Below are 12,744 nucleotides of genomic sequence, written 5' to 3' on the forward strand. Positions count from 1 at the left end.
AATTAAGCTACAAAAGCTTCCTTGTCCTCCGTAATTCGTACTTCGTAAATCTAAAATTTAAATAATCCTCTGTGGTGAAAAAAGCACGCAGCAATGTAGCATCGTCATTGCGATCCGCCGCGGCGGAGAAGCAATCTCTTAGAAGCCAGAAACTTGATCTTTTGGGCTAAGCATAAGCATTAAACTTTTAACTTTACCTAATGACCGAATCTCAAAAACACTTTTTGCAATTAGCCATCGAACTAGCCCAAAACGGGATGGAAGCTGGGCATGGAGGACCTTTTGGTTGTGTAATCGTCAAAAACGGAAAAATCATTGGAAAAGGTTCAAATAGCGTATTGAAAAACAATGATCCTACAGCCCACGCAGAGGTGGTCGCTATTCGGGATGCCTGCAAAAACCTCCAACATTTTCAGCTCGAAGGCTGTGAAGTCTATACTTCTTGCGAGCCCTGCCCCATGTGTTTGGGAGCTATTTTCTGGGCCAGGCCGAGTAAAGTCTTTTATGCCTGCACCAAAGAAGACGCAGCCGATGCAGGATTCGACGATGATTTTATCTATGAAGAAATCAAAATCGATCCAGCCGACCGAAAGATTCCCATGCTCAACGGAATGCGGGAGGAATCCCAAAAAGTATTCGAGCTATGGAAGAAGAAAGAGGATAAGAAGGTGTATTAAAGGTTAGAAACGAAATTAGAGGATAGAATTTAGAAGCGAGAGGCAAGAAGCAAGAAATTTTGGTAAAACTGTTGTTTTCAAAAAGCATTATCAAGATTTGTTCAGCACAGAAAACAAAACCCGATCCTTTCAGACCGGGTTTTTAAAATACTTTTTAACTACTACTTATCTAGGGGTACCAAATATTAATATTGGTTTTTCAGGTTTCACATCAATTTTGAAGGCATTTGATAAAATCGAAATATTTTCTGAATTCATCATTTCAATTTGTTCAGGATTTAAAGAATAAATCATCTCATCTCCTTGATTCCTGCCAACTAGTACTAAGTCCACTTTTACACCATCGATGGCTACAGCTTTATACGTTAAATTCTCTCCATCTCTTTTCTTGATAATGGTATGAAGATATTCTCCATTTTGAAAGGAGCCTACATAATAGGAAGTAAAATAAAAGTTGGGAGATTCCACCAAAGAGAATGAATGTGCTTTTTTATTCACATCATTTTGAATTAACTCAAACATTCTGTTCTGGTCATTTGCTATTTCTTTTATTTCATCTTCCGAAATCTGATACCTATCAAAATCCAAAAAGACATCTTCTTCTCTGGAAAAATCAGTTGTGTACCGTTCTATTTTTCGGCTTAAAGGATAAATAACAGAAATCCTATCATTGACAAATGTCATCGACCTGTCATTTCCAAAAGCTAAACCATCCAATTCATTTTCAATTGGAACTTTCAACTCTAAAGACTCAGTAGATAAGTTTAAAACCAAAAATTTAACACCCGGCGATCCGCTGGTGAAAAATACGAGGCTTTCAGAATCCAAAAAATCAAAGGAATTAATCGAACTCATCAAGCGCCTTTTCATAGACAACTCTTTAACCGAATTACCCTTTGAATCATAAATCAAAACCTTTGCTAATCCTCGGTCCAAAATAGCAAAGTCCTCTCCATTTGGATGAATTTTCAAGTCCCAAATAGAACGATATTCGCCAGGCCCTTCCCCTTTTTGATCCATGAACAGGCTAACTTTACCTCGAGCGTCAGAAATATAAACCCTCTCCTTTTTGGTGTCTGTGAATAAAAACCCTCCTTGATATGGCATCATTCGATAAATCGAAAAAAGCCCTGTTTCCCCTTGTAGTGTAAGTACCTTAACTTTTCGGAAAACTTGGTCTAAGGAAATGATTTTAGCCTGTGGCTGTACACTAATTTGTTTTGGTATAATAAATTGCTCATTACTTTTACAACCTAACCCAACAAATATTAAAAATCCAATAAATCTTAATGTTTGCATAATTTTATATGGAGCATTTTTTTATCCAAAACCTGGTGCTGCCTGATCTTCATCTTCCGCACATTCTTTTGTGCAACCCTCTGCGATTTGGCAACTAGCCTCGCATCCTGATTGTGTTCCATAACAATGGTTTTCTCTTGTATAGGTAGTGTGCCCATTAGACCATGTTTCTGTGCAAAAATATCTTGTTGCGTCGGCAAAAGAACTATTTTGAATATACAGACCAAAAAATAGAAATAGAGTTAAAATAATTTTTTTTCATAATCTTTCTTTTTAATTGTTTTCGAAAGAAAGAAAGAATAAAATTTTTAATAAAAAACCCGATCTTTTCAGACTGGGCTTCGATTGATTCTAATAATTCGGATAATTTTCAAATCACAAGAGTGAATAGGAAAACCCAACACAAATATCCAATTCAACATTCCCTCCCTCTTCATTTGAAAGAGAATAATGGAAAGTAGGACTATACCAATCCCGATTCGTGATCAAGGTATCCACTACACCAGCCGGAAGGGAAAATTCATTGAATTGAATATCATGATCCACTTTCCCTTTTAATTTGATCCAAACTGAGTAAATCCTATCATCCATCTTCAACCCACTGGGAATAGAATCCTGAATTTGAGCTTCAGAAGTAAGGACTGAAATACACTTTTCATCAGTGGTCCTAAGGCAGGAGGTGGTAAAGAGTAAGACAAAAAATGCTGTTAGTTTCAATTTTGACATATTCTAAAATTTAAAAGTCCTTTAACCCAACTACTACCACTTTTTCCCAAGCATCTTGCGTTTTCTTGTATATAGCAAAGCCTTCAGAGCCATCCATCCCATCTAAGGTATTTGTTTGAATATATAAAAAAACATAGTTGCCATTTTGGTAGAAAATCGGTTTTGAGATTGCAGTATATGTTTGAAACTTTCTTAATAGTTCATTTGAGTGTCTTTTTATTAACCTGTCAGAACTTTTTGAAATTAGTGCCCTTAGTTCATTTTCAGAGATAAGTTCAATATTCGAACCCAAAAGCAAGGAATCAAACTCCAATCTTTCTTTAGAGTGATCAAGAATATAAGTCCAATCTTCTTTACTCAATACTTCATCTAACCTCTTGGATGAAAGCCCATCCAATTCCTCTAGATTATTCATGTCAGTTGAATTCTTTAAATAATCTTCCACCCAAGAATTATCTGACTCAGACAACAGTAAAATTGATTTTGCTTCACTTCTTTGATTTTCTTGTGCAAATAACCAATTAACAAACGGGTAAATCCTCTTGTCTAGGTTGGCTGTTGACCCTTTCGGAGTACACCCCGTACTCACATATCCGAATAAAAAAACAAAAATATAATTAATTACAAGCGATTGTACCAATTGACGATGTTCCATTTAATTCAGAGTAATAAATATTTGAAATACGATTTTTTTGGCTGATGCTTAGCTTATTAAACACATCAGTATCAGTTAACCCAGCCCATGCCATATCAATGAAAAATTCATTATTAGATAAAACAGAAGTAGGATAACCTAACCCTTCTGCAAAATTACGTAACTCAAGAGCTATATCATTTAAAAACATATTTTCTACAAATAAGTTATGATGAATAGGATTATAATTTATATTACTAGGAATATTATATTTAGCTATATAATAATTTAGCAGAGTATTTAAATCTTGGTTTTCTGTCGGAAAATCTTCTAAAAACAAAAAATAAGCATGTAGCATTTCATGTAGGACTGTTCGAGCTATAGATAAATCTGTAGAATTTGAAATAATTGATTTATTTAAATTAATAACAGCTTCATTATTTATTAGTAAAGGAGAAGTGCAACCAGCAGATGAATTAGGACAATTACCATATTGAAATTTTACATTGAAGTTGTATGGTGGAGGTAATGAGCCTGAAAATTTTTCGAAAATCACACGAAATTCAGCCTGAGATGAACCAATCAATTCATTTATAAGAAACTGATGACAATTTGACAACTTAGTTAAATCAATTTCCTCCTCCTCACACTCTACAGGTACATCCAAAATATTCCCTTCAGGTTGCTCACATTCATTACCGCTTGGCGGAGTACCTCCTCCGCCGCCACCCGTATCAGGATCCATGGGCGAAGGAGGAGCTAAAACATATTCGCACTCAACTCCGTTGATATCACGACCATCTTCCTGGGGAGTGGTACAGCCAATTCCTTCAAAACAGGTGTAGGTGTACCATGTCGTCTCTATTACATAACAATAAAGTGTACCTGATGAAATTCTCGAGGATTCACTTTTGGTTTTTGATTTGAATTCTTTTAATCGGTGTGTTTTGACTCCATTCTTTATACGCCATCCTCCAATAAAATTACCGTTCCATCGGTAAAATCGGTAAACTCCGGAAAATTCTTCGGGAATAGATTGATAAGCACCCCGATGAAAATCCTCCTGCTCAAATTGGAAATTTGGGTCATCCGGATAAATGACCAAAAAATAAGGAATATAAGTTCCATTTTCTTTTGGGTACAACAGCAAGGTTTGAAGCACTGAATTTTTAGACAATTCTTCCGTTTTCAAATGACTGGGAATGTCAATTTGCTCAAAATTAAACCTTACTTCGATGACTTTTTTCCCATCAGCTTGTCGGTAAATCTTGGATTGACTCCAATCGGGCTTGCCTTTAGCTTTAGACGATTGTCTTGCGTTTTCAGCAGGTTGGTACTCCTTATCAAAGCTTTCATACCAGCTCTTGGCTGCTTCAATCTCAGGATTGATTTTTTGAAAAGCTTGCTCATTTTCATCTTCCAGGCAGGAAGATAGAAGCAATACCCCCAGCATCACTGCCCATACACCACTCCATTTAAATATTGGTTTGGTTTGGTTTGGTTTGGTTTATAAAACATATTTATTAAAAGTTTAACAATCGCAAAAAATAGTTTTCAATCGAAAAATCCAAGAAAAAAATCATAAAATAGTTAGTCCAATGACTAACACAATTTTATCACCAAAAAACCCGATCCTTTCAGACCGGGTTTTTCAGATTTCTTACTTTATACTTCTGCATTTATCTTCTTCCCATTCCAGGCATCATTCTACTCATAGCAGCTTTGGCTCCGCCCATTTTATTCATTTGCTTCATCAGCTTGCGCATATCGGCAAATTGCTTCATCAGATTATTCACTTCAGTGATTGTTCTTCCCGAACCGTCAGCGATTCGCTTTCTCCTGCTTCCATCAATCACATCCGGGTTTTCTCTTTCCAAAGGCGTCATACTGCGAATGATCGCTTCGATCGGTTTAAATGAATCATCATCTATATCCAATCCCTTCATCGCCTTACCCATTCCAGGGATCATCCCCATCAAGTCCTTGATATTTCCCATTTTCTTCACCTGCTCCAACTGAGACAGAAAGTCATCAAAATTGAAGTTGTTCTGACGGATTTTAGCATTGATTCTTTTGGCTTCATCCTCATCAAAAGACTGCTGAGCACGCTCTACCAAAGAGATCACATCACCCATACCCAGAATTCGCTGGGCCATACGATCCGGATGGAACACATCCAGATTCTCCATCTTTTCACCGGTGGAGATAAATTTGATAGGCTTATTGACCACGTGACGGATGGAAATAGCAGCACCACCTCGGGTATCACCATCTAATTTGGTCAATACCACCCCGTCAAAATCGAGACGCTCATCAAATGTCTTGGCAGTATTCACAGCATCCTGACCTGTCATAGAATCCACCACAAACAAGGTCTCAGAAGGCTTCAAAGCTTTTTTCAAGGCCTCGATTTCATTCATCATCTGCTCATCCACTGCCAAGCGACCTGCAGTATCGACAATCACCGTCTTTTTCCCGGTCTTCTTCGCATAGGCAATCGCATTGTTGGCAATTTCCAGCGCATTTTTATTCTCAGGCTCGGCATAAACCTCCACGCCGATTTGCTCACCCAAAACTTTCAACTGATCGATCGCAGCCGGACGATAAATATCGCAGGCTACTAACAAGACCTGACGTCCCTGCTTTTTCAAATAGCTTCCCAGTTTTCCGGTAAAGGTTGTTTTACCAGAACCCTGCAAACCGGAAATCAAAACAACCGCAGGCTCTCCGCTGAGTTTGATATCCGCCTTGGTGCCGCCCATCAATTTGGTCAGCTCCTCTTGGGTGATTTTCACCAATAATTGGCCCGGAGATACAGAGATCAACACATCCCGCCCTAAGGCTTCGGTCTTGATGGTGTCAGTGACTTCCTTGGCTACTTTATAGTTAACGTCAGCATCGATTAGGGCTCTTCTGATTTCCTTAACCGTGGTTGCAACGTTTATTTCGGTGATTTTTCCGGTTCCTTTCAGGGTTTTGAAAGCCCGGTCCAGTTTCAAACTTAAATTATCAAACATGTGGTTATTCCGCTATTTGCTGCAAAAGTACTAATTTTCACGCCCCAAGGAAAGTCTATTTGCGCTAAATCCCACGGGCTTTTGGCTTTTAATTCCTAATTTGCACGCTTTCTGTCCATTTTAAGAAAATCACCATCCATGCAGTTGAATTTTCAAAAACAAATCCTCCCGCATCTAATAGGCGTTGGGGTGTTCTACTTACTGATCGTTTTTTACTTTTCTCCATTGGTTTTCGATGGAAAAGTCATCTTCCAAAGCGACATACTTCAATGGGAAGGGTCTGCCAAGGAAGTTCTGGATTATAGAGCCGAAACGGGTGAACAGGCACTTTGGACCAACTCCATGTTTGGAGGTATGCCGGCTTATTTTATCAGTTTGGAATTTCCCGGCGACATCACCAATGCACTGGTATCTGTTTTGACTTTAGGTCTTCCACACCCTATCAACGGTCTGTTTTTCGGGATGCTGGGCATGTATATCTTATTGTTGAGTTTTCGTGTTCGATCCATATTCGCCATTGCGGGAGCTATCGCGTTTTCATTCAACACCTATAACCTACTTTCCCTAGAAGCAGGGCATAATGCGAAAATCTGGGCTGTTTGCCTGATTCCGCTGATTCTTGCGGGTATTCATTTGGCCTTTGAAAAGAAGCATATTTTGGGCGCCGCTTTATTGGCTGTCGGCCTTTTGCTACAACTTAAATTCAATCACCTTCAAATCACTTATTATACCTTAATCGTCTCAGTGATTTATGTCTTGGTAAGGCTTGCTTTTGATTGGAAAAAAGAAGGAATCGCACCTATTGCAAAAGCGATTGGATATCTAGCTATTGGAGCCATTTTAGCAGTTGGCGGGAATTTGGGAAGACTGGCTACCGCCTTGGAGTACAGTCCATACTCAACCCGCGGAAAAGCGACTTTGGAAACGGAATCTGCCGGATTGGATAAGGATTATGCATTCAACTGGTCCAATGGTAAACTGGAAACACTCACTCTTTTGGTTCCTGATTTTTACGGTGGCGGAAGTCAAACTCCCCTTCCCAAAAATTCAGAGGCTGAAAAAGCCTTACGAAACAATGGAGTGGACCCTGCACAAATCAATGGATTTATTAAATCTGCTCCAACCTATTGGGGCGATCAGCCATTTACGGGAGGTCCTATCTATGGAGGAGTGATATTGGTATTTCTGGCAATCCTGGGTTTTTGGGCTGCTCCAAAGGAAAGCTTGATCGCTTTCGGAGTCATCATCATTTTTTCACTGATGCTTAGCTGGGGCAAGAATCTAGCTTGGTTTAATTACCTCCTATTTGATGTACTTCCGGGATACAACAAGTTTAGGGCTGTGTCCATGGCATTGGGAATGACGCTTTTTGCCATACCTGTCTTGGGAATGATTTCTTTGGAAAGGTTGGTTCAAAAAGGTGACTTGAAACCCTTGTACCTATCGGGTGCCATTGTAGGAGGCCTGGTATTGCTTTTGGCAATAGCCTCAGGTGCATTTTTCCGTTTTGAGGGGGCAGTAGATTCAAGCTTACCGGACTGGTTAGCTTCCGCTTTGCAAAAAGACCGTAAAGCCATGCTCTCTGCATCTGCCTGGAAAAGCTTTGGCTTGATTGCAGCTGCTTTTGCCTTGGTTTATTTCAGAATCAAAGGAAAAATATCGGACATGATTCTCGGAGCAGCTTTGATTCTTTTAGTCAGCATAGATTTGTGGAGTATCAATAGAAGGTATTTAAATGAAGAATCATTTCAGGGAAATCCATCCCGACAATTTTTCGCGGAGACTCCTGCAGAAAAGGAAATCACTGCGGATCCTGGATACTTCAGAGTTTTGAGTCTAACGGAGTCTTTGACGCAAGGAGCGAGAACCAGCTACAGGTTATATAGCTTAGGTGGGTACCATGGTGCCAAACTGAGACGCTATCAGGATTTGATTGATTATCAATTGCAAGATGAGATTCAGTCCTTTGTTGGAAAAGCCCAGGAAGGCACTTTCGATTGGGATGGCATTGGAGTTATCAATATGCTCAATACCAAATACCTGATCGCGGGAAAGGAGGCTAATGCAGTTTTCCAAAACCCGGAAGCAAACGGTCCTGCTTGGGTACCGCTTCAAGTTTCTTCTGTTGCAAGCAATGAAGAAGAAATAAAGGAAATTGGAGAGATTGATACCAAAACCCAGGCTACTTTGAATACCGGTGAGTTTGGGGAAGTTGCTGGAGGAGTAGGTCAAGTCACTTTGACCTCTCAAAGCCCCAACGAACTCCGGTATCAAGCAGAAATGGATCAAGCGGGATTGATTGTTTTCTCCGAAATCTATTATCCAGAAGGCTGGATTGCTACCATAGACGGAAAGGAAACTCCTATCCTGCGAACCAATTATTTATTGAGGGGGTTGGATGTACCTCAGGGTAGTCATGAAATAGTCTTTACCTTTGCCCCGAGTAGCTATCTTTCCACAAAAACTCCAATGATCATTTTCCAGTACCTGATTTTGGTAGCTTTGATCGGTGGAGTAATGATGACATTCAAAGAGAAAAATGGAAGATCCTAAAGATAAAGTAGTCAGTTTTTACGACCAGTTTTCCGAAAAACAGGAAAAAACCGGAATCAATTCCCGGCATCTCAGCATTTTGGATAAGGTGGTGATGGCTGGCCTGAAATCACATCACCGAGTTTTGGAAGTTGGATGTGGGATCGGAACAGTATCTTATTTACTGGCCAATTTGGTCAAGGACGGAGAAGTTTTGGCTGTAGATATTTCCCCAGAAAGTATTGAAAAGGCTAGGGCTCTATGGAAAGATCAAAGCAACCTGAAGTTTGAAGTTTCGGATATGTCTGATTTTCAAAAAATAGGGCAAAGCTTTGATTTCATCGTATTTCCGGATGTTTTGGAACATATTCCTGTGGACCAGCATCAAAGGCTTTTTCAGACTATACAACAACATGCCAATCAGGACTCTGTAGTTTTCATCCATATTCCCTCTCCGCGTTATCTTCAGTGGATGATTGAAAATGAACCAGAAAAACTTCAGGTAATCGATCAGCCTTTAGACTCAGGCGATCTGATCAAAAGTCTCACAGCAAATGGTTTTTATTTGGAGAAAATGGAAACATATTCCGTTTTCTACGAAGAAAAAGACTATCAATATTTCGTTTTCAAGGCTACCAAACCTTTGGAAAAATCAACTCCCCGCAGCAAGTGGGAAGTATTAAAAGAAAGAATCAGCATTCGCCTGAAATACGGCATAATCAAGTAAGAAATGAAAATCACAGAAAACGCAGTGGTAGGATTAACCTACGAACTAAAAGTTAGCAAAGTAGAAGATGATATAGAATCCGTGCCATTCAGCGTGGAAGTGAGAGATGAAGAAGATCCATTCTACTTCCTTTTTGGACAAAGTGGACTTCCGGAAAAGTTTGAAGAATTATTAGCCGGTAAAAAAGAAGGGGATGATTTTAACTTCAGTCTAACAACAGAAGAAGCTTATGGAGAGCCTGATGACGAATTGTTGATCACTCTTCCCAAAGAGCAATTTTCAAAAGAAAGAGGCTTTACGGAGGAAATGATCAAAGAAGGAGAGTTTTTACCCTTGATGGATGAAAACGGTTATTCCATGCAGGCAAAGGTTCTCAAGGATTTAGGCGAGAATTTATTATTGGACTTTAATCATCCATTGGTGGGTTTTGATCTGCATTTCGAAGGAACTGTAATCGAGGTGAGAGAAGCTACAGAGGATGAGCTTTCTCATGGACATGTTCATGGAGAGCATGGAGAACATGAGGAAGGCTGAAAGATTAATTCAGAAAGCTAAATTTTGAAAGCTGAAAAATAGGCAATTGGCAGTACCTAGATTCTATTTGTAATTATTTACTCAAAAGGCTTCGACTCCGCTCAGCCTGACCTCGAAAGGGATATCAGCCAATTAGTGAAACTACTCGAAACCCTCCAAGGGATATTTAACCTTTGGAGGGTTTTTTATTTTTTCAAAACCATTACCTTCTCTTCATCCCAAAGCAAATACACCCGATCGCCTACCTGGTATTTTCTTGCAGTGTCATCCACTTCCCAGATTTCTCCACCATTTTTTAATTGAATTCGAAGGGAATTGTAGTGGACCAAAAAACGGGAGTCTACCACATGCCCCAACAAACCTCCCTTAGTCCTCAATTTGACTTCATTAGGCCTTAAATAATTATTGATCCTGTCAGGAATCAAATTGATTGGAGAGAAAAGCCGGGCCACATATCTCGTCTTCGGATGCTCACAAAGTTCTCGAGAATTCCCCTGTTGTATGATTTTACCTTTCTGAAGAATGATCAGGTTATCAGTTAATCTAAGCGCATCATCCAAATCATGGGTCACGAAAATCACCGAGGAATTCATTTCCTTCAAGGATTTACCCAAATCTGCTATTAATTGATGCTTTTGAATGGTGTCTAAAGAGGAAAATGGTTCATCTAACAATAAGACCTCAGGTTCGATGGCCAAAGCAGAGGCTATAGCTACTTTTTGCTGCTGTCCTCCTGAAAGTTGTCTGGGAAGTCTTTCTCTGAATCCTTCTAGCCCGAACTGTCGAAGCAAGGTTTCAAGCCTGTTTTTCGCATAAGCTTTATCATAATGCAAAAGAGGCCGGAGTATATTTTCCTCCACCGAACTATTAGGATATAAGTGATAATCCTGATGGATCAACTTGACTTCATCATATCCTGCAACCAGCTTTTTCTTAGGGTTGAGAATTTTTTCACCATTTAATAATACCTCTCCCTCATCCTCTGTCTCCAAACCAGCCATGATTCTTAGAAGTGTTGATTTTCCAGAACCACTTTCACCTACTATCGAAATGAAATCTCCCTTTTCCATCTGCAATGAAAAATCCTTCAAAGCGGGAATAGATTGGTAAGATTTACTGAGTTTTGAAACTGAAAAAAATGTCATGGTAGGATTTCGGCTTGTAACTTCTTTGGTAAGGAAGCAAATATCAACTCATAAGATTGGTCTGCCAAATCTAAAATCAATTGATCGGGAACCTCACCCAAAACAGACACTGAATTCCACAGCTTTTTATTCATGTGGTATCCAGGAGTAATTCCAGAAAAGCGTTCTCTTAGCTCAATAGCTTGCTCTGGATCACATTTTAAGTTGATAAAATCAAATTGTTCTATGTCAGTGATTGCAAAAATCTTCCCTCCCACTCTAAAGCAAAGCGTGTTAGCATCGAAGGGAGTATCTTCTGATACACCCGGTTTGGCAAGGCAGTATTCTCTGAAATAGGCTAAGGTCAAGGAATGTTTTTTTATCAATTTACCTTTTCAGAGTTTATCTCAGGAAAAATTCCTTGAAATTTTTCAATATTCCCTCCACCACTCTTTCCAGTGATTTTCCTCCACGCTTCTCAACTCTCCTATTTGAGGGATCACAAAATCCATTTGCCGGCTTTTTGCAGTTGCAGTGAAAATTTCTACTGGCTCTTTCCAATGATGAGGAGCTAAAGTAAATCCCGCCCAGTGCACAGGCATAATCTTTTTTGCAAAAGCATCTTGGGCAGCAAAAACTGATTCATCCGGAAATAAGTGAATTTGTCTCCAATGTTCATTGTATTGCCCACATTCCATAAATGCGAAGTCAAATCCACCAAAATGCTCTCCGATTTTCTGAAAGTGCTGACCATAGCCTCCATCTCCACTAAACCAGATGGATTCTGCTGCAGTCTGAAAAGCCCATCCTCCCCAAAGACACTTTGCTCTGTCCGTGAGTCCCCGCCCTGAAAAGTGTCGTGTTGGGGTAAAAGTAACTTTCATACCTCCCAGCTCCTGCTCCTCCCACCAATCAAACTCGGTGATCAAGGCTGAATCCACTCCCCAACTGACCAAATGCCTTTTCAATCCCAAAGCCACAAAATATCGCTTGGTTTTATTTTTCAGCTTCTTAATACTTTCAAAATCCAAGTGATCATAATGATCATGAGTCATCAACAAGAGATCAATCTCAGGAAAATCATCGATCAGATCCAGGCTATCTTTCGAAAATCGTTGGGTAGTGATGGGTCCGATGGGAGATGCATCTGGCCCAAGCATAGGATCGATCAACATATTCAATCCGTTGAGCCTCATGAATACCGCAGAATGACCATACCAGGCATACATCATCTTCTCAGAAGTATCCATTAGTTTCTGATGATCAAAATTCCTGATAGGCAGTGGCTTATTAGGTGTTCTATCAGAACGACCACTTAATTGCTGGTACAGGATTTTAGGAAAGTCTTTCAGGCTAATACTCATACTGGTATCCTGTAAATTCTGAAATTTACCATCGCTCCAGTTAGGCGATTGCTGATATCTATTTTTGAGTGAATCTGTCACTCTTCCTCCAAATTGACGAAAAGGCATGG

The 12,744-nt window shown here is 39.6% G+C and carries 12 protein-coding genes; 4 read left to right on the forward strand and 8 right to left on the reverse strand.

Features of this window, described 5'->3' with window-relative positions; genetic code table 11:
- Positions 1-200: 200 nt before the first annotated feature.
- Positions 201-677: a nucleoside deaminase gene (locus FL972_RS17370; RefSeq protein WP_144607265.1), complete on the forward strand. Its 477-nt coding sequence runs from the start codon at positions 201-203 to the stop codon at positions 675-677.
- A 165-nt stretch (positions 678-842) separates the two neighbouring features.
- Here the strand turns inward: FL972_RS17370 and FL972_RS17375 are convergent, their stop codons facing one another.
- The 5 genes from FL972_RS17375 to ffh all read right to left on the reverse strand — a co-directional run bounded on the left by FL972_RS17375 (position 843) and on the right by ffh (position 6,353).
- Positions 843-1,976 carry a 6-bladed beta-propeller gene (locus FL972_RS17375; RefSeq protein ID WP_144607266.1) on the reverse strand — a complete coding sequence of 378 codons (1,134 nt, stop codon included), beginning with the start codon at positions 1,974-1,976 and terminating at the stop codon, positions 843-845.
- 375 nt (positions 1,977-2,351) lie between these two features.
- Positions 2,352-2,702: a hypothetical protein gene (locus FL972_RS17380; RefSeq protein ID WP_144607267.1), complete on the reverse strand. Its 351-nt coding sequence runs from the start codon at positions 2,700-2,702 to the stop codon at positions 2,352-2,354.
- A gap of 10 nt (positions 2,703-2,712) precedes the next feature.
- Complete coding sequence (locus tag FL972_RS17385) at positions 2,713-3,357, reverse strand: hypothetical protein (RefSeq protein ID WP_144607268.1); 645 nt, start codon at positions 3,355-3,357, stop codon at positions 2,713-2,715.
- Positions 3,320-4,789 carry a SprT family zinc-dependent metalloprotease gene (locus FL972_RS17390; RefSeq protein ID WP_144607269.1) on the reverse strand — a complete coding sequence of 490 codons (1,470 nt, stop codon included), beginning with the start codon at positions 4,787-4,789 and terminating at the stop codon, positions 3,320-3,322. The genes FL972_RS17385 and FL972_RS17390 overlap by 38 nt, the downstream gene beginning before the upstream one ends.
- A 226-nt stretch (positions 4,790-5,015) precedes the next feature.
- Complete coding sequence (gene ffh / locus FL972_RS17395) at positions 5,016-6,353, reverse strand: signal recognition particle protein (protein ID WP_144607270.1); 1,338 nt, start codon at positions 6,351-6,353, stop codon at positions 5,016-5,018.
- A gap of 138 nt (positions 6,354-6,491) precedes the next feature.
- Between ffh and FL972_RS17400 the strand changes: the two genes are divergently transcribed.
- The 3 genes from FL972_RS17400 to FL972_RS17410 are packed head-to-tail and all read left to right on the forward strand — an operon-like array spanning position 6,492 to position 10,146.
- Complete coding sequence (locus FL972_RS17400) at positions 6,492-8,906, forward strand: YfhO family protein (RefSeq protein ID WP_144607271.1); 2,415 nt, start codon at positions 6,492-6,494, stop codon at positions 8,904-8,906.
- Positions 8,893-9,612 carry a class I SAM-dependent methyltransferase gene (locus tag FL972_RS17405; protein WP_144607272.1) on the forward strand — a complete coding sequence of 240 codons (720 nt, stop codon included), beginning with the start codon at positions 8,893-8,895 and terminating at the stop codon, positions 9,610-9,612. Before FL972_RS17400 ends, FL972_RS17405 begins: the two co-directional genes overlap by 14 nt.
- A gap of 3 nt (positions 9,613-9,615) precedes the next feature.
- Positions 9,616-10,146, forward strand: a complete 531-nt coding sequence (locus tag FL972_RS17410; RefSeq protein WP_144607273.1) for an FKBP-type peptidyl-prolyl cis-trans isomerase — start codon at positions 9,616-9,618, stop codon at positions 10,144-10,146.
- 185 nt (positions 10,147-10,331) lie between these two features.
- Here FL972_RS17410 and FL972_RS17415 read toward each other — a convergent pair whose 3' ends face one another.
- From FL972_RS17415 to FL972_RS17425, 3 genes are all read right to left on the reverse strand, one after another.
- The gene (locus FL972_RS17415) at positions 10,332-11,291 is read right to left on the reverse strand and encodes an ABC transporter ATP-binding protein (protein WP_144607274.1); all 960 of its coding nucleotides are present in this window, start codon (positions 11,289-11,291) and stop codon (positions 10,332-10,334) included.
- Complete coding sequence (locus FL972_RS17420; RefSeq protein WP_144607275.1) at positions 11,288-11,638, reverse strand: MmcQ/YjbR family DNA-binding protein; 351 nt, start codon at positions 11,636-11,638, stop codon at positions 11,288-11,290. Before FL972_RS17420 ends, FL972_RS17415 begins: the two co-directional genes overlap by 4 nt.
- Positions 11,639-11,701: 63 nt before the next feature.
- Positions 11,702-12,742: an MBL fold metallo-hydrolase gene (locus FL972_RS17425; RefSeq protein WP_144607276.1), complete on the reverse strand. Its 1,041-nt coding sequence runs from the start codon at positions 12,740-12,742 to the stop codon at positions 11,702-11,704.
- Between the last annotated feature and the right edge of the window lie 2 nt (positions 12,743-12,744).

This window comes from Algoriphagus algorifonticola, assembly GCF_007655305.1.
Taxonomy (GTDB): domain Bacteria; phylum Bacteroidota; class Bacteroidia; order Cytophagales; family Cyclobacteriaceae; genus Algoriphagus; species Algoriphagus algorifonticola.

Bases quoted from the DNA above. Each gene is read 5' to 3' on its own strand.
- FL972_RS17405 (WP_144607272.1), top strand. From the start codon at position 8,893: ATGGAAGATCCTAAAGATAAAGTAGTCAGTTTTTACGACCAGTTTTCC.
- FL972_RS17380 (WP_144607267.1), bottom strand. From the start codon at position 2,702: ATGTCAAAATTGAAACTAACAGCATTTTTTGTCTTACTCTTTACCACC.
- FL972_RS17370 (WP_144607265.1), top strand. From the start codon at position 201: ATGACCGAATCTCAAAAACACTTTTTGCAATTAGCCATCGAACTAGCC.
- FL972_RS17390 (WP_144607269.1), bottom strand. From the start codon at position 4,789: ATGCTGGGGGTATTGCTTCTATCTTCCTGCCTGGAAGATGAAAATGAG.
- FL972_RS17385 (WP_144607268.1), bottom strand. From the start codon at position 3,357: ATGGAACATCGTCAATTGGTACAATCGCTTGTAATTAATTATATTTTT.
- FL972_RS17400 (WP_144607271.1), top strand. From the start codon at position 6,492: ATGCAGTTGAATTTTCAAAAACAAATCCTCCCGCATCTAATAGGCGTT.
- FL972_RS17425 (WP_144607276.1), bottom strand. From the start codon at position 12,742: ATGCCTTTTCGTCAATTTGGAGGAAGAGTGACAGATTCACTCAAAAAT.
- FL972_RS17415 (WP_144607274.1), bottom strand. From the start codon at position 11,291: ATGACATTTTTTTCAGTTTCAAAACTCAGTAAATCTTACCAATCTATT.
- FL972_RS17410 (WP_144607273.1), top strand. From the start codon at position 9,616: ATGAAAATCACAGAAAACGCAGTGGTAGGATTAACCTACGAACTAAAA.
- ffh (WP_144607270.1), bottom strand. From the start codon at position 6,353: ATGTTTGATAATTTAAGTTTGAAACTGGACCGGGCTTTCAAAACCCTG.
- FL972_RS17375 (WP_144607266.1), bottom strand. From the start codon at position 1,976: ATGCAAACATTAAGATTTATTGGATTTTTAATATTTGTTGGGTTAGGT.